Genomic DNA, 16,169 nt, shown 5'->3' on the forward strand with positions numbered 1-16,169 from the left:
TTCGCCGCCGCGCGCGGGGCGCCGCGGCCGGTGGTGATGGCCGGGTTTGCCGTGCTGCTGCTCGCGGCGCTCGCCAATGCCTGGCTCGGCGGCTACCACGCCGGCGTCGAATGGCAATTCTGGCAGGGTCCGACCGATTGCGCCGGCTCCGTCGTCGATCTCGGCAGCGCCGGCACGCTGCTGCAGCGTCTCGACAGCGTGAAAGTGATCCGCTGCGACGAGGTGCAGTGGCGCTTCCTCGGCCTCTCGCTCGCCGGCTACAGCGTGCTGATCTCGCTGGCGATGGCGGTGATCGCCGTATGGGGCATCGTGTCGGCGAGGCGGGCCGCGTAGGCCGCGCGCTTCCAGCCGTCATTGCGAGCGCAGCGAAGCAATCCACGTCTCCGCAAGTTGCGCTATGGATTGCTTCGCTTCGCTTGCAATCACGTGAAGAAAGCGGGGCCTGCATCCTTCGAGACGCATCACTTCGCGATGCTCCTCAGGATGAGGTCTGAGACCCTCATGGTGAGGAGCGCCGCGAAGCCGACGCGTCTCGAACCACGAGGCCCCTCAGCCTCAATCGTCCACATCCTCCTGCGGACGCCCGAACAAATGCACGATGCCCGGCGTCGTGATGGACACGAACACGAAGCGCGACAAATGATGGGCGCCGACGAAAATCGGATCGATGTGCAGCGTCAGCGCCAGCGCCAGCATGGCGTCCATCGCGCCCGGCGCAAAGGCGACCACGACATCGGCGAAGCGCACAGGAGTGCTCAGCACGATTACCGTGACGAAAATGGCGGAGATGACAATCGCGACGGCGAACGAGCCCAGCCCGGCATTGATGTGGCTGAGCAGCGTCGACTTGCTGATCCGCGCAAAGCGCGTGCCGATCACGGCACCGATGCCGACCAGCGCCACGCCGCGCATCCATGGCGGCAGGCCGCCCTCGATCAGGCTGGTGCCGTGCAGCACGGCGGAGGCGATCATCGCACCGAACATCCAGCTCGCCGGAAACTTGGCGAGCCGCAGCAGCAGCGCGACGGCGATGGCAGCGGCCGCCAGCACCGCGAGCTCGAGCGGCGAGGCGACGCCGAGGCTAATCAGCTCCATGGGCGCGCTCGGCGCGATGCCGGTGAAGGCGAGCAGCAGCGGCAGCGTGGCGGTCAGGATGATCACGCGCATGGTCTGCACCACCGCGATTGCCGCGACATCGGCGCCCTTCTCGGCAGCCAGCATGGTGATCTGCGACAGCGCGCCGGGGCTGCCGGCGAGCAGCGCCGAGGTCTGGTCCCAGCCGTGCACGCGCTGCAGATAGAAGCTCGAACCGAAGGTCGAGCAGAAGGTCGCCAGCGCCAGGAGGCCGATGGTCAGCGGATAGGCGCTCATGTGCTGGATCAGTTGCCGCGATACCAAGGAGCCCAGCGTGATGCCGAGCAGCACCAGCACGGTCTGCGTCAGGATCGGCGGCATGGTGACCGGCCGCCCCGCGAGCGCGGCGATGCCGACGGCGGCCATCGCGCCCGAAATCAGCCCGCCCGGCAGGTTAAGCCACAGAAACAGCAGGCCGCCGGCGGCGCCGATGACGATCGTCTCGATCGTGCCGAGAATTTTGGCGCGGTCGGCAACAGCGGCGGAAAACGAGGTGGGGATCAGGCTCACGGCGCCTTATGGCAAATCCGTCATCGAGGGACAAATGCGTCACGCGATTGCAGCAATGCAACGGTAGCGTCTGCACAATGCCTGCACAGAGGTCCCGCGGCGTTGGCTGAACGTGGGCTGAATGTGAAGGCAGAGCGTGCATCCCGGCGCGGAAAAATATTTTACCAGAGGATCGCCCGGCGCGTTGTCGCAAGCTGGGGTTGCGCTAGGATAGCGCCCGCAGATGACTTCCCCAAGGAGACCAGGGATGACTATTCAAGCGAAAATACTGGGCGCAATTGCCGTGTCGGGTTTGACTGCGTTTGCGATGACGACGTCGCCGGCGCAGGCGCTGACCGCGCAGGAATGCAGCGCCAAATACCAGGCTGCGAAAGCGGCCGGCACGCTCGGCGGCCAGAAGTGGAACGACTTCCGCAAGGCGCAGTGCGGTGCCGATGCTGCCGCTGCTCCGGCGGCTGCACCCGCTGCGGCTCCGGCCGCGGAGCCGAAGGAAGCCGCCAAGAAAGAATCCAAGAAGGAATCCAAGGAAGCTGCGGCGCCTGCTGCGCCGTCAGGCCCTGCGGTCTATCCGAGCGCGGTCGATCCGAAATATTCGAAGGAGACCCCCGGCAAGGCCCGCATGCACACTTGCGTGGATCAGTACAACGCCAACAAAGCCACCAACGCCAATGGCGGTCTGAAGTGGATCCAGAAGGGCGGCGGCTACTACAGCGAATGCTCCAAGAAGCTGAAAGGCGCGGCCTAAGCAGCAAACGACGCGGGCGCGGCCGGAAATTTCGGCCGCGCCTACAATTCGCGAAGCAATGTTTCGGCCGACTTCGCCACCAGTTGCGCGCGCTTGCGGGCCCCGCGTTCGAGAAACAGCAGGCTCTGGCCGAACACGAAGCAGTAGAACAGGAAGGCCTGCGCGTCGGCTTCCTCGGCCTGCAGGCCGGTGGCGCGATAGAGATGCCCGACATTCTTCAGCCGCGCGGCGTCGACGCTTGCCGCCGCGTTGGCGGCAAGCTCGTCGGACCGGGCCCATTGCCGGATCGCCAGCTCGACCGCCATGCCCTCCGTATTCATGCGCTCGGAGTAAAGCGCGATCAGCGCCTTCAGCCGGTCGCGCGCAGTGGCGCCGTCGAGGCTGGTCTGCTTTTCGATCGCGGCGATGCGGCCCGCGCTCCAATGCTGCAGCATGGCTTCCAGCAGGGCCGCGCGGTCGCGGAAGCGGCGATAGAAGCCGCCCTTGGTGACGCCGAGGTTCTTGGCCAGCACCTCCACCCGCACCCCCTCGACGCCGGTCCGGGCGATTTCCTCAAAACCGGCCTCGATCCAGCTCTCGCTGCGCACGTCTGCCTTAGTGTTTCCCTTGGCGTCCTTGGCGTCTCCCTTGGCGTCGCTCATGGTGTGGTCTCACCGATTCTTGATACGGTATCGTATTGCTAACCCGCCGCGGGATTGATACGCCACCGTATCGAAATGAGAAATGAGTGGGAGCGAACGATGGAGACGGACGCGACCTATCGCGGCACGGCCGCGACGCGGCATCTCGAATCGGCGATGGCGTGAACCGCATGCCGCGCTTCGAGCCGAAGAACCCGGATTATCGCGCGATCTCGATTCAAACGTTCGAGCAGCAACGCGCGATGAAGACGCTCGGCATTTCGATTGCCCGGCTGGAGCCGGGCGAAGTCGATCTCGCGATGGACTACTCTCCCGACATCACCCAGCAGCACGGCTTCATCCATGCCGGGATCATCACGGCAGGTCTCGATACTGCCTGCGGGATCGCGGCCTTCACACTGATGCCGGCGGGCGCGGGGATTCTCACGGTAGAATTCAAGACCAACCTGCTGGCGCCCGCGCGCGGCGAGCGGTTCGCCTTCCGCGCCACCGTGGTCAAGCCCGGCCGCACGCTGACCGTGTGCGAGGCCCGCGCCTATGCGGCGCAGGACGGGGTGGAGACCTTGATCGCGACCATGAGCGGCACGCTGATGGCGCTGCCGGCCCGCGAGGATGCCGCGACGGACAGGGCGCGCGTGCCGGCCTGACCCTGCTGCAGTGCATATTTATGCTATCGGCATAGCGGAACGTGAAAAATCCTTCTATGGTCCTGCCGTGCAATTGAGTCTGTCAACTTGATCATCTCTGCCGCGCAAGGCGTGCTGGGACTGGCGTCGGGGATGCTGGTCGGGTTCTCGCTTGGCCTGGTCGGCGGCGGCGGCTCGATTCTGGCGGTGCCGCTGATGGTCTATGTGGTCGGCGTGGCGGAGCCGCATGTCGCGATCGGCACCAGTGCGATCGCGGTGGCTGCCAACGCCGCGATCAACCTGTCCAACCATGCGCGCGGCGGCACCGTGATCTGGTCCTGCGCGCTGATCTTCGCCGTAGCCGGCATGGCCGGCGCCTTCGGCGGCTCGATCCTCGGCAAGATGGTGGACGGCCAGAAGCTGCTGGCGCTGTTTGCGCTGGTCATGATCGTCATCGCGCTCTTGATGCTGAAGACGCGGTCGCGGATCGGCCTGCCTGACGTCAAGGTCTCGATGTCGAACATGCCGGCCATCGTCAGCCTTGGCCTGGCGACCGGGACGGTGTCGGGCTTTTTCGGCATCGGCGGCGGCTTCCTGATCGTGCCGGCCCTGATGATGGCGACCGGCATGCCGATCATGAACGCGGTCTCGTCCTCGCTGGTCGCGGTCACCGCATTCGGCCTGACCACGGCCGCGAGCTATGCCTGGTCCGGGCTGGTGTCGTGGGCACTGGCGGGACTGTTCGTGACGGGCGGCATCGCCGGCGGATTGGCCGGCACGCGTTCGGCGCGGCATCTCGCCGAGCGCCGCGGCGCGCTCAATATCGTGTTCGCCGTAGTCATTATTGCCGTGGCGCTCTATATGCTGGCGCGTAACATATCCCTATCGCCAGCGTAGACAGGGAATGCAGCCCTTCGCGAGAACCATATGAAGCGATCGAACAATCCAGCCGGGACCAACCCTGCGCGTACCCGGCGCGAAGCGCTCGGATTGCTTGGCGGCGCTGCGTTGCTCGGCGCGACGTCGCGATCCGTATTCGCGCAACGCAGCGACGACGTGCTGACCGAAGCGCTGGTGCTGCGCGACCCTGACGTGCCCGCGGCCGGCAATCCCGACGGCGACATCAACATCGTCGAATGGTTCGACTACAATTGCCCATATTGCCGCAAGATCGCGCCCGAGATCCAGCAGGTGGTTCAGGACGACGGCAAGATTCGCCTGGTGCTGAAGGACTGGCCGATCCTCGGCGAGGTCTCGAAATTCGGGGCGCGGATGGCGCTGGCGGCGAAGTATCAGGACAAATACATGGCCGCGCATGAGGCGATGATCGGCGTCAGCTCGAGATTGACCGAACCGCGCATCCGCGAATTGCTGTCCGGCGCCGGCATCGACATGGATCGGCTCAATCGCGACGCCGCCACCAACGCCAAGGCGATCGACACCATCCTCGCCCGCAACCACGATCAGGCGGTAGCCTTCGGATTCAAGGGAACGCCGTCCTTCATCGTCGGCAAATTCCGCGTGCCGGGTATCCTGACCATGGCGGAATTCGAGATGGTGATCGCCGACGCGCGCAAGGCGAAGAAGAGCAACTAGCGCGCATCAAAACGCCGTCGCCCAAGACGACGGCGTTTGAATGTTGTGATGATCCCGCAGGAAATTTATCGCGACGAGATCTTGACCCAATCCTCATGGGCACGCGTTTTCAGCGCCTTCCAGTCCTCTGCTGCGACATCCCAGTTGACGAGGGTGCGGTTGGCCTGCGCGACCTGGCCGCTGGCGACGCTCGATGTCCGCATGGAATCGTAGACATAAACGCCGAGAACCAGCAACAGCGCACCCAAAATCATTCCTACAAACGTCCGCATGGCAATTCCTCCGTGACCGGCTGACAACGCAGATGTCGAGGCATGGTTCCGCGACCTAGGAACGCACCTTGGCCGGCGCGGGACGGGGTGCGGTTGCGGAAGGGACCGCTGCCGTCGTCGTCGCCATGGCATGCACCCAAACCTGCAGGCTGACGCCCATGTCGCCGAGATAGCGCTGGCATCGCGCGGAAATACTCTGCGCCACATTCATCTCGTCGCGTGGCAGGCCGCCTGCCTGGCCGATCGCCGCCACCTGATGCACGCCGATGATCGCCTTGTCGCCGACGCGGCGCTCCACGCCACCGGCAAACACCAGCGGGCAGGATGAAGCGCAGTATTTCCCAGGCTCGATCTCGGTCGCGAAATTTTTGTCGCGAATGAGCCGCCCCATCGCCAATGCGTCGGCCACCGATCCGCCCGGCGAGTTCAGCACGACGGTCTTGATGTAATCGCCACGCTTGGCGACTTCGGCGGCGAACGCTTCGGAAATCCCCGGCATGATGGTGCCCGTCGCCATCAGTTTGCCGCCGCCGACCAACTCGAACGTCATCGGCTGGGCCATCACGCCATCGGCTTGCGGCCGCGGCGTCAGGCGTTTGTCGCCGTCCGGCGTGAGCGGCGCAAGAATTGACGGCACGATGTCGGGGAGGCCAAGCGAAGGCGTATCGTGCGTTACCTCGGCGGCGGAATCGGTCGTGCCGATCCAGCCGTTCATGCCCGCAAGATCGGCCGCGAGCACGAGAATCGTGACGGTGACGACGCTGCGAAAGATAAAGCGCAGGATCGCCTCGTCGGGATTGGCCGCAAGGAAAGCATGAATGCGCTGTTGAAACGTCGCGGATCGCTGCATGGCGACACCTATTTGGTATGCCGTGCCGACGATAGCGAGGTGACGTTCTCCTCGGCTGCCGTTGCCGCCTCGGGCGCAGGCTGGTCGCCAGAGGGGTCGACAACATCGGGCCGCGCCACGCGCCGCGCTTCCTCGACCTCGCGGGCCATCTGCAACGCCGCAACCAGTTCGCCCGCCGTCATGCCGGATGCGCTGAAGGCCGGCATCCCCTCGCGCCGGATCGCGGCGTGCACCACGCAGAGGATCAGCACCAGCACCGCCGGCATCAGGTCGATCGAAATCGCGCCCGCCCAGCTCGGAATGAAGTCGCCGGCGTAACGAAGCACGGCTTCGGCGGGCGACATGGTCTGGAACCGGACCGGTTCGATGCGCGGCAGCGCCAGTATCTTGTCGGCTGCCTCAGCGAGTGAAGTCGCCTGCGTTGCGATCGAATTCTCGACCTTGCCGACGACAGCGGTCTGCCGGTCCGCGAGATCGGCGGTGCGGCCGCCCGCGGCCGGCGCGATGAAGCCTGATGACAGCGATGCCGCCGCGCGCTTGACGGCGGGCGCGACCGAAGTCTGCTGCAGGTTGGTGATCACGCCGCTGAGCGCCAACGACTCCGTGGCGAAAGCGTCGCTGCGCGTCGAGATCGGGCCGCGGTCGGAAATCAGCTCGCGCATCTTTGCCAGATGCTTGCCGCCCTGCTCGAACAAGGTCGAGACGCGCTTGCCGGAGGCCTGGACTTCCTGGCCGAGACTGTCGAGCTGCCCGGACATCTGGGTCAGGAGCTGCACGACGGTGCCGGAGCCTGCGGTGCCCGTCAGCGAACCCGCGCGTTCCGCATCGGCCAGTCTTGAAAACCGCGACGAGGCCAACTGGATATCCGGCAACAAGCCTTGCGCTGCGATGGCGTTGCTGTTGGCGGTATCGAGATCGCGGGTGTAGTTCTGCACCGTGATGGCGAGATGCTGCTGGATTGCGGCGGCGCCCGCCAGCGCCGAGGCGTTGAGCCAGGACGACATCGCCACGATCATCAGCGATCCAAACAGCATGCAGCCGAACATCAGCGCGCGCCCGGTGCGGTCGACCACATGCGGCATGAACTGCATGAGGAAAACCCAGAAGGCGTAGATCCCGACCGACACCGCAACCGAATAGATCACGGCGGCGAAGAACACGGTGGTCGGGCTGCCGTTGAGCAGTTCGCGGACGCCGAGATAGGTGTAGACGCCGGCGGCGAGGGCGAGGATCGCTGTCGTCAGTTTCAGCGTGATTTCGAGGCGCGCAACACCCTTGGAGAGAAGCAACGAATTGGAGGTACGCGCAGAAGCCGCCGGAGCGGCAAGGCCGTTGGTCGTGGGCATGACATGTCCTGTCGCGGTTCAATAAACCGTTCTGATCAACGTCCCCACGTTGTTTGCTAAGTCGTTCAACTCATAGAGATAAATTCCGACGGGATTGTGTCGGAGCCGTCAGGCGTCGCCGCGCAGCCATTTCAGGATATCCGCGTTCATCTCGCGCGGATAAGCGTGGCTGAGATCGAAGAGTTCGCGGTAGGTGACTTTGGCGCCCGCCGCCGACAGCGCCTGGCTGGTCTGCCGCGCCACTTGCACCGGGAACATCCAGTCGAGCCGGCCATGCACGATACAAACGGGCAGGCCACGCAGCCTGCCGGCGTCAGCCATCTCGGCCATCAGCGGATGGAAGGTCGCCGATACCGGCGCGAGGTGGGTGAAAGGCGAGGCGCTATCGAAACCCGTCACGTAGCAGAACGTGCCGCCATCGCTCATCCCGGTCAGCAGCATTTTCCCCGGATCGATGTTCCAGCGCAACCGCACGGATTCCAGGATGCGCATCAGGTTCGGCGTATCGGTATCGTCGCCCATCAATGCCCAGGTGCTGCCGGTGGCGGTCGGTGCGATCAGGATCGCGCCGTGGCTGCGGGCGTCGCGCAGCCAGCTCCAGAGGAAGCCGCGTCCGTTGCCGCTGCCGCCGTGCAGCGCCATCACCAGCGGCCAGGCGCGGTCGCGCGTGTAATATTCCGGCACGTAGAGCGAGAAGCCGCCGCGGCTGCCGGGCTCATTATGCTCGTGAAAGACGCCGGTGTTTTCGTTGGCCGGCGCTGCCAGCCGCTCCGCGAGATCGGCGTCTGCGCGCAATGCAGGATCGACAAAGAACTGGTTCACCGGCGGCAATCTCGCCGACAGCGCATAGAGGGCTTCCTGCGCACGCGGGGCGTGACGCAGCGCACGAAACAGGCTGGCGAAATCGCCATGGCCGTTTTGCACGACGCGCAAGCCTTCGAACGCAGCGAGCACCGCATCGCTCGCCGTTTCCAGCGGCGTCTTGATGTCAGCGAAATCCGCGGGCCATTGCTCAAGCCGCGGCCGAACCGCACGCAGGTCTTGATCCGGCTGGCCGGCCGCTTCCATCACGCGATTGAAATCCGGCGGGTTGAGATAGCGCGCGACGAAGCTGAGGGCCTCCAGCGACTGCAACAGCGGCGGTAGCACGGCCACGATGTCGTCCACCACGGCCTGGCTCATCGGGCGTACTCCGCTTTCAAGGCTTAGCTCAATGAAGCCTTGGTTCAGTGCAGCCTTGGCGCCTTCAATAGCTTGGCGCGGTCGGTCGAACTCAGCACCACGTCGAAGGTGACGCCCTCGTGGTAGACCGTGAGCGGCACATCGACGCCGGCGGACCCGAGCGACCAGAGCTTGCGATAGAAGCCGGTCTGGCTGGTGATCTTGTCGCCGTTGACCGCGAGGATGACGTCACCGGTCTTCAGTTCGGCGAGCGCGGCCGGACCTTTGCCGGCGATGCCGACCACGACGACGCGGTTGTCGATTTCGGTGGTGTACATGCCGAGCCAGGGCCGTGCCGGCTTGTTGACGCGGCCGAATTTCCGGATGTCGTCGATCACCGGCTTCAACAGGTCGATCGGTACGATCATGTTGACGTGCTCGGCCTTGCCGTCGCGCTCGCGCTCGAGCTGCAGTGAGCCGATGCCGATCAGTTCGCCGCGGCTCGAGATCAGCCCGGTGCCACCCCAATTGGGATGCGCGGGATGGGTGAAGATCGCCTCATCCAGCAGGTATTCCCAATAGCCGGCGAATTCCTGCTTGGCTGCGATCTGGCTGGCGACCGAGCGCGTGCGCCCGCCGGCGCCGCCGACCACCACGCGGTCGCCGATCTGCGCGGCGGCGGAAGAGCCGATCGGCAAGGGATCGAGATCGAGGTCGCCGAGCGCTTGCACCAGCCCGAAGCCGGATTCGAAATCGAAGCCGAGCGCGTGGCCTTCCACCACGCGGCCGTCGCCGCGATGCAGCCAGACCGCTTCGGCCTCGGTGATCAGATAGCCGATGGTCAGCACCAGCCCGTCATCGATCAGCACGCCATTACCGGCGCGTTCGGTGCCGAGCGTCTCCGCACTGAAGGCATCGGGCGGAATGATCGAATGCAGCCCGACCACCGACGAGAGGACCTTGTCGAGGTCGAAAGTGTAGTCGCCCGGGCGCGGCTGGTTTGCGGGCGGCACTCTCCATTCGGTCAAAGATGGCATGGATGGTCTCCTGGCGAACCGGCGCGCTTCCGGCGAGGATAGCGCCGGGAATGCACGACAATCTATGCTGCAAACGGCCGTCTTGAAAGTGTCCCCCAAAATGAGCCGCCACGCGACTCATAAGAGGGCAGATTCATAAATGTTCCGCGGCAATTTAGGATCATTCCACGTTTGCCCGCGCACGGGCCGGCATGATCCGGAAATCGCGGTTCTCCTTCAGCCACCCGGCGCGCTCGTCGCGCAATAGAGTGCGGCGAACCTTGCCGGAATCGTCGCGCAGGCCGACGTGAACAGCCTCGAAACTTTCCGGGTGCTTGTAGCGGCTGAGCCGGTCGGCCAGGAATTCGCCCATGCCGTCGGCGACGGCTTGCGCATCGGTGTTCCCGTCAAGTTCGAGGATGGCATGCACGCGCTGCCCGAATTCCGGATCGGGCAGGCCGACGACGACGCAGGAGCGTACGTCGGGATGTTCGGTCACCGCGGCCTCGACCTCGGCCGGATAGATGTTGGCCCCGCCGCGCAAGATCATGTCGGCGAGGCGGTCGCCGAGATAGAGATAGCCTTCGGCATCGAGCCGGCCGATATCGCCGAGCGATTCCCAGCCGTCCGCGCGGCGCTTCGGCTCGGCGCCGAGATAGTGATAGGTACTGCCGGCGCCGTCATTGGGCAGGAAATAGATTTCGCCGGTCTCGCCTGGCGCGACGTCATTGCCGTCCTCGCCGATGATCCGCAAGCGGCAGGTGTCACCAATCTTGCCGACCGAACCCTTGTGCGTCAGCCATTCGGTGCCGGAAATGATCGTGGCGCCCTGCCGCTCGGTGCCGCCATAGAGCTCGTAGATGCGCTCCGGCCCCAGCCACTCGATCCATCTCTCCTTCAGCCAGGGCGGCATCGGGGCTGCCATGTGAAACACGATCTGCAGGCTTGAGAGGTCGTAGGCGGTGCGCATCTCATCCGGCAGCGCCCAGATCCGGTGCATCATGGTCGGCACGAAATTCACCCATTGCACTCGGTTTTTCTCGATCAGCCGCAGCGTCTCCTCGGCGTCGAACTTGACGAGGCCGGTGACGCGTCCGCCGTTGAACAACGCGGTGTGCGACACGATGAACGGCGCGTTGTGATAGAGCGGGCCGGGATTGAGCAGCGATCCATTCTGCGGAATGCCGAGTGGAGAGGGAAATGTCGTCTCCACCACCGCCGGCATGTGATCGAGGATCACCTTGGGCCGACCGGTCGAGCCGCCGCTGGTCATCGCTTTCCAGTAGCGCGCCACCGGGTTGTCGATTGGTTCGTCGGAAAAGCCGTCCGGCACAAAATCGGCAGGCAGCGAGTTGGGCGCATTCCAGTCCGGCTGACCGCCGACCACAAGCGAAGGCTTGAGGATGTCGAGCACCGCGGCGGCCTCGCCGCGCGGCAATCGCCAGGTCAGCGACGTCGGCGTGGCGCCGCACTTCCACACCGCAAAGGTGGTCTCGAAAAACACGTTGCTGTTGGGAAGCCCGATGGCGACGAAATCGCCGGGCTTTACGCCCTTGGCGGCGAAGGCGCGGGCGCGTCGGTTGGCGTTGCGTTCGAGCTGCTCCCAGGTGATGGCATCGGCGCCGTGGCTGACCGCGATGGTGTCCTTTGGTTTCCGTTCGGCATACCAGCGTGGCACATCGGCAATGGGAATGAGCATGGGCGTTTCCGTTGGCGGGCGTGGATGCCGCTCTTGTGTTCTGACGAGGCGGGCGCCTCAAAGGTATCGTGACAGAATTAGGTGGCTGAGTGAAGGCGCAGCTTGCATTGCGCGCCGCCAAGTCCGGCCCAACAGCTCCTTCGAGGAATCGAGGGATCGGCGCGCTGCGAGGCAGACCGCGAAAAGAAAAGGCCCCGCCTTAGCGGGGCCTTCCTACGCGGGCGTCGGGCGTCTACGCGATCAACTCACCAGTCAGAAACGACAATGTTGCCGTAGGGTGCGTAGTCGATAGGCGCCGGCGCGCCAAACGCCGGGGCCGGCACATAGGCCCGACGGCTCACCACGACGGTGCGTGGCCGTACAATCGGCGGTGCCGCGACAACCGGCGCCGGTGCGACGTAGACGCTGCCGGGAGCCACTGCCACGGGATAGGGGTCGGCTACGGGATAGGGGTCGGCATATGAATCGACATAGATTGCCTGTGCCGATGCACCGGTGATGCCGAAGGCCAACAAACCGGCGATTGCCAGGCCGGCCGTCGAGCAAATGCGCGATCTCGTTGTCATGTTCCGCAATCTCCTTCACTGCTTGTTACCGCTTGCAACCGAACAACCGAACCCACACCGCGCGCGGTCGTTCCCGGCGCTCACGAGGTTTTTGACCACAAGTTCCACCGTGATAGCTTCGCAGTTTACGGGCCGGCCAGGATATCGGCATCCAGCGGGCGATCGCGAGAAGCAAACCATTCGGCGCGAAGCGCTGCATGGCGGCGAGCGCGATCGTTGATCGGCAGCTTCAACCCCTCGAGCAGGCCCTCAACCTCGCAGCACGCGGGGCGACGAGAGACCTCACCATCGATGCCGGGCATTGTTTCGCATAGCGCGTCCAGCGCGGTGAGCCCCCGGGGAAAAAGGTCGCGATAAATCGGGCGGTCGTGAAAGCCGGGTACAACCCGAAAACCTGCATTGAGGGCCAGCTCCTGCAGGCAGCCGCAAAGTACCTGGGCGGTAGATGATTGTTGCGGCGAAATCCGGTTGCGCACGACCACCCAATCGATGAGGGCGCCATCAACCGGCCGGCGATGGCGACGCGTCTCGCGCACCAAGTCTCCGTAGTGGCTGATCCCGGTGACCGTCAACGTCACCGGATCGAGCGTCGCCAGCACATCGAGGTCGACAAAACTGTCGCTGAGCGGCGTCACCAGGGTGTCGGTGATCGAATGGGCGAGCCGCATCAGATAGCTGTCATACGGGGGCGTATCGATCACGACGAAGTCATGGCGATCCTGTGCTGCGGCAATGGCTCGCTGGAAATCGGAGCATTCGGCGGCCTCGTTTTCCGCCACCATGGCACCTTCGACGCGTGCGATGCAGAAATGCGTCGGCAACTCCAGATCGACTTGGTTCCGCCGCGCCCAGCCGCGCCGGCTCTCGACATAATGGGTGAGGGTCCGCTGCCGGCCGTCGAGGTCGACGGTTGCGACGCGCTGGCCAGCCTTCAGCAGCGCAACGGCGACGTGCATCGCGATGGTGGTTTTGCCCGAGCCGCCCTTCTCATTACCGACCACGACGACATGCGGCGGGGGACGCAATTGATGTACGGGCGCGGTAAGCACGGCTGCGCCTTAACCGTCGGTTGTTTTCAAGCCTGCTCGGGAGAAATGCGATCCGCGAGGCGGCGGCAGTCCCTGCAGGCCAAGGGATTAAACAACTGCGCAAGCAGCCGGTTTGTTCCTGGAACGGCCAGTCGCCCGATACGGTCGGCCGTTTTTTGGAAGCCCCTTGCAGCGCAACTCTGACCTACCTAGGTCGCATGCTGTAGGTTCCGATCGATCTTCATGTGGGCCGATCGCGTGCTGTTCGGCAAATGGTCGTGCACCGAGGTCAAGATCGACGGCACCGAATATTTGATCATGAAAGAAAACGAACATCGTGGGCGTGCTGGTGGGAGGCCGGCGTCAGTCGCAAGGCCGCTTGAAGGCCCGCCCGATGTAATGAGCAACCGAAGAACAGTATCTTAGGAGCAAGACCATGGCTGCCAAGGAAGTCAAATTTTCGGTCGATGCCCGCGAGAAGATGCTGCGCGGCGTCGACATTCTCGCCAATACGGTGAAAGTCACGCTTGGTCCGAAAGGACGAAACGTCGTTATCGAAAAGCCGTTCGGTGCGCCACGCATCACCAAGGATGGCGTGACCGTTGCGAAGGAGATCGAGCTCGACGACAAGTTCGAGAACATGGGCGCGCAGATGGTGCGCGAAGTGGCATCGAAGACATCGGATCGAGTTGGCGACGGCACCACGACTGCCACCGTGCTTGCCCAGGCGATCGTGAGAGAGGGGGCGAAGGCCGTCGCCGCTGGCGTGAATCCGATGGACCTCAAGCGCGGTATCGACCGCGCTATCGATACGCTGATCGGCGATATCGAGAAGAACTCGAAGAAGATCACCACGAATGACGAGATCGCGCAGGTTGCAACCATTTCGGCCAATGGCGACGCCGAGATCGGCCGCTTCCTGGCCGATGCCATGAAGAAGGTCGGTAACGACGGCGTCATTACCGTGGAGGAGGCCAAGTCGCTGCAGACCGAGCTCGAAGTGGTCGAGGGCATGCAGTTCGACCGCGGCTATATCTCGCCCTACTTCGTTACCAACTCCGAGAAGATGCGGGTCGAGCTCGAAGACCCCTACATTCTGATTCACGAAAAGAAGCTGTCGGGACTGCAGCCGGTGCTGCCGCTGCTTGAATCGATCGTGCAGTCAGGCAAGCCGCTGCTCATCATTGCCGAGGACGTGGAGGGCGAGGCGCTTGCCACCCTTGTCGTGAACAGGCTGCGGGGCGGGCTGAAAGTCGCGGCAGTGAAAGCGCCCGGCTTCGGCGATCGCCGCAAGGCGATGCTTCAGGATATCGCCATCCTTACCGGCGGCACCATGATCTCGGAGGATCTCGGCATCAAGCTGGAGAGCGTGACCACCAATATGCTGGGCCACGCCAAGAAGGTGAGGATCGAGAAGGAGAATACGACAATCGTGGGCGGCGGCGGCAAGAAGGCCGATATCGAGGCTCGCATTGCCCAGATCAAGGCCGAGATCAAAGAGACGACCTCCGATTATGATCGTGAGAAACTCCAGGAGCGGCTCGCCAAGCTCGCAGGCGGTGTCGCGGTGATCCGCGTCGGCGGGGCCACCGAGGTCGAGGTGAGGGAGCGCAAGGATCGCGTCGACGACGCGCTGCATGCCACCCGTGCTGCAGTCGAAGAAGGCATTTTTCCCGGCGGCGGCGTTCCCCTGCTCCGTGCCGTCAAGGCGCTCGATAGGCTGAAAGCAGCCAACGAGGATGAGAGCTATGGCGTCGAGATCGTGAAGAAAGCGCTGTCGTGGCCGACACGCCAGATCGCCATCAACGCGGGCGAGGACGGCTCGCTCGTGGTCGGCAAGATCCTGGACAAGGATACATACGCTTTCGGATTTGATGCCCAGACCGGCGAGTTCTGTAACCTGATCGCAAAGGGTATTATTGATCCCACCAAGGTGGTGCGCACGGCACTCGAGGACGCCGCTTCGGTGGCGGGCCTGCTGGTTACCACGGAGGCAATGGTCGCTGAACTTCCGAAGAAGAAAGCCCCGCCGACAGCTCCGGGCGCGAGCATGGCCGACATGGACTATCAAATCTAAATAAACTGCAAGGTGACTGGCGGGCCCGCAATGGCGCGCCAATCACCGGGAGATTCAATTTCACTATGGCGCGCGTGCCTTCCGGGGCGGAACGCATTTGTGTTGATGTCGTTGCCGGCTTGAACCGAAGGCCAACCGATGGAGGGTGCGACAAATCCGTGGCGCGAATCCTACGGATCGAGCTCGGTGTCCCAGTACAAATAATCCAGCCAGCTATCGTGCAGATAGTTCGGTGGAAACAGGCGGCCGTTCCGGTGGAGCTGGTGCACCGTCGGCGCGAACGGCGCTTGACGTGGAAACATCTTCGCCTGCTGCGGCGTCAGATTACCCTTGCGCAGATTGCACGGCGAACAGGCTGCGACCACGTTCTCCCACGTGGTCTGGCCGCCCTTGCTGCGCGGGATGATGTGATCGAAGGTGAGGTCGTCATGCGCGTGGCAATACTGGCAGGCGAAGCGGTCGCGCAGGAAGACGTTGAACCGGGTGAAGGCGGGGTGCGTGGTCGGCTTGACGAACGACTTCAGCGACACCACGCTCGGAAGCTGGATCTCGAAGGACGGGCTGTGCACCGCGCGGTCATAGTGCTCGACGATGTTGACACGGTCGAGGAACACCGCCTTGATCGCGTCCTGCCACGACCAGAGAGACAGTGGGTAGTAGCTCAGCGGCCGGAAATCCGCGTTCAGCACCAGTACCGGCCAACCGCCTTGCGAGACATGTGCGTTCAAGTAACGCTCCTGACCCCCATGTTAGCTGCGAAGCAGCATGTGCCCTGCATACTACAGGCAGCGTGACGGGATTGTGAAGAGCGTTCCGCGGCTTATCCAGCCACGGGAACGCGTGTTCGGTCTGCGGCGCCCCCGGAAAGGGCCTCGGTTCCTCGCCCCCTCAGTGCCTCGCAG

17 protein-coding genes and 1 pseudogene are annotated in these 16,169 nt (G+C 64.0%); 7 read left to right on the top strand and 11 right to left on the bottom strand.

Features of this window, described 5'->3' with window-relative positions:
* Window positions 1-333 (top strand): disulfide bond formation protein B (locus tag CP49_RS34840; RefSeq protein ID WP_156438835.1); only part of this gene is annotated, 333 nt, incomplete at its 5' end.
* Between the two features lie 222 nt (window positions 334-555).
* Here CP49_RS34840 and CP49_RS34845 read toward each other — a convergent pair.
* Complete coding sequence (locus CP49_RS34845) at window positions 556-1,638, bottom strand: AbrB family transcriptional regulator (protein WP_420807679.1); 1,083 nt, start codon at window positions 1,636-1,638, stop codon at window positions 556-558.
* Between the two features lie 253 nt (window positions 1,639-1,891).
* On the opposite strand from CP49_RS34845, the gene CP49_RS34850 reads away from it, so the two are divergent.
* Window positions 1,892-2,389 carry a hypothetical protein gene (locus CP49_RS34850; protein WP_057854637.1) on the top strand — a complete coding sequence of 166 codons (498 nt, stop codon included), beginning with the start codon at window positions 1,892-1,894 and terminating at the stop codon, window positions 2,387-2,389.
* A 41-nt stretch (window positions 2,390-2,430) separates the two neighbouring features.
* Here CP49_RS34850 and CP49_RS34855 read toward each other — a convergent pair whose 3' ends face one another.
* Complete coding sequence (locus CP49_RS34855) at window positions 2,431-3,030, bottom strand: TetR/AcrR family transcriptional regulator (RefSeq protein ID WP_082646409.1); 600 nt, start codon at window positions 3,028-3,030, stop codon at window positions 2,431-2,433.
* A gap of 170 nt (window positions 3,031-3,200) precedes the next feature.
* Here CP49_RS34855 and CP49_RS34860 point away from each other — a divergent pair, with 170 nt between their 5' ends.
* The 3 genes from CP49_RS34860 (at window position 3,201) to CP49_RS34870 (ending at window position 5,252) form a co-directional block, all read left to right on the top strand.
* Window positions 3,201-3,677: a PaaI family thioesterase gene (locus tag CP49_RS34860; protein ID WP_057854679.1), complete on the top strand. Its 477-nt coding sequence runs from the start codon at window positions 3,201-3,203 to the stop codon at window positions 3,675-3,677.
* 90 nt (window positions 3,678-3,767) lie between these two features.
* A complete protein-coding gene (locus CP49_RS34865; protein ID WP_057854680.1) occupies window positions 3,768-4,553 on the top strand; it encodes a sulfite exporter TauE/SafE family protein in 786 nt (261 codons plus the stop codon).
* Window positions 4,554-4,583: 30 nt separating this feature from the next.
* The gene (locus tag CP49_RS34870; protein WP_057854638.1) at window positions 4,584-5,252 is read left to right on the top strand and encodes a DsbA family protein; all 669 of its coding nucleotides are present in this window, start codon (window positions 4,584-4,586) and stop codon (window positions 5,250-5,252) included.
* 65 nt (window positions 5,253-5,317) lie between these two features.
* Here CP49_RS34870 and CP49_RS34875 read toward each other — a convergent pair whose 3' ends face one another.
* From CP49_RS34875 to CP49_RS34910, 8 genes are all read right to left on the bottom strand, one after another.
* Window positions 5,318-5,524: a hypothetical protein gene (locus CP49_RS34875; RefSeq protein ID WP_057854639.1), complete on the bottom strand. Its 207-nt coding sequence runs from the start codon at window positions 5,522-5,524 to the stop codon at window positions 5,318-5,320.
* Window positions 5,525-5,579: 55 nt separating this feature from the next.
* Window positions 5,580-6,374: a COG3904 family protein gene (locus CP49_RS34880; RefSeq protein ID WP_057854640.1), complete on the bottom strand. Its 795-nt coding sequence runs from the start codon at window positions 6,372-6,374 to the stop codon at window positions 5,580-5,582.
* Between the two features lie 8 nt (window positions 6,375-6,382).
* Window positions 6,383-7,720: a hypothetical protein gene (locus CP49_RS34885; RefSeq protein WP_057854641.1), complete on the bottom strand. Its 1,338-nt coding sequence runs from the start codon at window positions 7,718-7,720 to the stop codon at window positions 6,383-6,385.
* Between the two features lie 108 nt (window positions 7,721-7,828).
* The gene (locus CP49_RS34890) at window positions 7,829-8,902 is read right to left on the bottom strand and encodes a carboxylesterase family protein (RefSeq protein ID WP_057854642.1); all 1,074 of its coding nucleotides are present in this window, start codon (window positions 8,900-8,902) and stop codon (window positions 7,829-7,831) included.
* Between the two features lie 44 nt (window positions 8,903-8,946).
* Complete coding sequence (locus CP49_RS34895; RefSeq protein ID WP_057854643.1) at window positions 8,947-9,918, bottom strand: S1C family serine protease; 972 nt, start codon at window positions 9,916-9,918, stop codon at window positions 8,947-8,949.
* A gap of 160 nt (window positions 9,919-10,078) precedes the next feature.
* The gene (locus CP49_RS34900; protein ID WP_057854644.1) at window positions 10,079-11,596 is read right to left on the bottom strand and encodes an AMP-binding protein; all 1,518 of its coding nucleotides are present in this window, start codon (window positions 11,594-11,596) and stop codon (window positions 10,079-10,081) included.
* Between the two features lie 245 nt (window positions 11,597-11,841).
* The gene (locus CP49_RS34905) at window positions 11,842-12,162 is read right to left on the bottom strand and encodes a hypothetical protein (protein WP_057854645.1); all 321 of its coding nucleotides are present in this window, start codon (window positions 12,160-12,162) and stop codon (window positions 11,842-11,844) included.
* A 125-nt stretch (window positions 12,163-12,287) separates the two neighbouring features.
* Entirely contained in the window at window positions 12,288-13,211 is a 924-nt protein-coding gene (locus tag CP49_RS34910; RefSeq protein WP_057854646.1) for a division plane positioning ATPase MipZ, read from the bottom strand.
* A 231-nt stretch (window positions 13,212-13,442) separates the two neighbouring features.
* On the opposite strand from CP49_RS34910, the pseudogene CP49_RS48250 reads away from it, so the two are divergent.
* Window positions 13,443-13,616: pseudogene (locus CP49_RS48250) on the top strand (hypothetical protein); the annotation flags it as partial.
* 10 nt (window positions 13,617-13,626) lie between these two features.
* The gene (gene groL, locus CP49_RS34915; RefSeq protein WP_057854647.1) at window positions 13,627-15,267 is read left to right on the top strand and encodes a chaperonin GroEL; all 1,641 of its coding nucleotides are present in this window, start codon (window positions 13,627-13,629) and stop codon (window positions 15,265-15,267) included.
* A gap of 170 nt (window positions 15,268-15,437) precedes the next feature.
* Here the strand turns inward: groL and CP49_RS34920 are convergent, their stop codons facing one another.
* Window positions 15,438-15,995, bottom strand: a complete 558-nt coding sequence (locus CP49_RS34920) for an HNH endonuclease (RefSeq protein WP_057854648.1) — start codon at window positions 15,993-15,995, stop codon at window positions 15,438-15,440.
* Window positions 15,996-16,169 lie beyond the last annotated feature (174 nt).

The sequence above is a fragment of the Bradyrhizobium valentinum genome (genome assembly GCF_001440405.1).
Lineage (GTDB): Bacteria > Pseudomonadota > Alphaproteobacteria > Rhizobiales > Xanthobacteraceae > Bradyrhizobium > Bradyrhizobium valentinum.

Excerpts from the sequence above, each read along its gene's own strand:
- CP49_RS34905 (WP_057854645.1), bottom strand. The coding sequence starts at position 12,162 with ATGACAACGAGATCGCGCATTTGCTCGACGGCCGGCCTGGCAATCGCC.
- CP49_RS34860 (WP_057854679.1), top strand. The coding sequence starts at position 3,201 with ATGCCGCGCTTCGAGCCGAAGAACCCGGATTATCGCGCGATCTCGATT.
- CP49_RS34895 (WP_057854643.1), bottom strand. The coding sequence starts at position 9,918 with ATGCCATCTTTGACCGAATGGAGAGTGCCGCCCGCAAACCAGCCGCGC.
- CP49_RS34885 (WP_057854641.1), bottom strand. The coding sequence starts at position 7,720 with ATGCCCACGACCAACGGCCTTGCCGCTCCGGCGGCTTCTGCGCGTACC.
- CP49_RS34870 (WP_057854638.1), top strand. The coding sequence starts at position 4,584 with ATGAAGCGATCGAACAATCCAGCCGGGACCAACCCTGCGCGTACCCGG.
- CP49_RS34880 (WP_057854640.1), bottom strand. The coding sequence starts at position 6,374 with ATGCAGCGATCCGCGACGTTTCAACAGCGCATTCATGCTTTCCTTGCG.
- CP49_RS34855 (WP_082646409.1), bottom strand. The coding sequence starts at position 3,030 with ATGAGCGACGCCAAGGGAGACGCCAAGGACGCCAAGGGAAACACTAAG.
- CP49_RS34850 (WP_057854637.1), top strand. The coding sequence starts at position 1,892 with ATGACTATTCAAGCGAAAATACTGGGCGCAATTGCCGTGTCGGGTTTG.
- groL (WP_057854647.1), top strand. The coding sequence starts at position 13,627 with ATGGCTGCCAAGGAAGTCAAATTTTCGGTCGATGCCCGCGAGAAGATG.
- CP49_RS34875 (WP_057854639.1), bottom strand. The coding sequence starts at position 5,524 with ATGCGGACGTTTGTAGGAATGATTTTGGGTGCGCTGTTGCTGGTTCTC.
- CP49_RS34890 (WP_057854642.1), bottom strand. The coding sequence starts at position 8,902 with ATGAGCCAGGCCGTGGTGGACGACATCGTGGCCGTGCTACCGCCGCTG.
- CP49_RS34900 (WP_057854644.1), bottom strand. The coding sequence starts at position 11,596 with ATGCTCATTCCCATTGCCGATGTGCCACGCTGGTATGCCGAACGGAAA.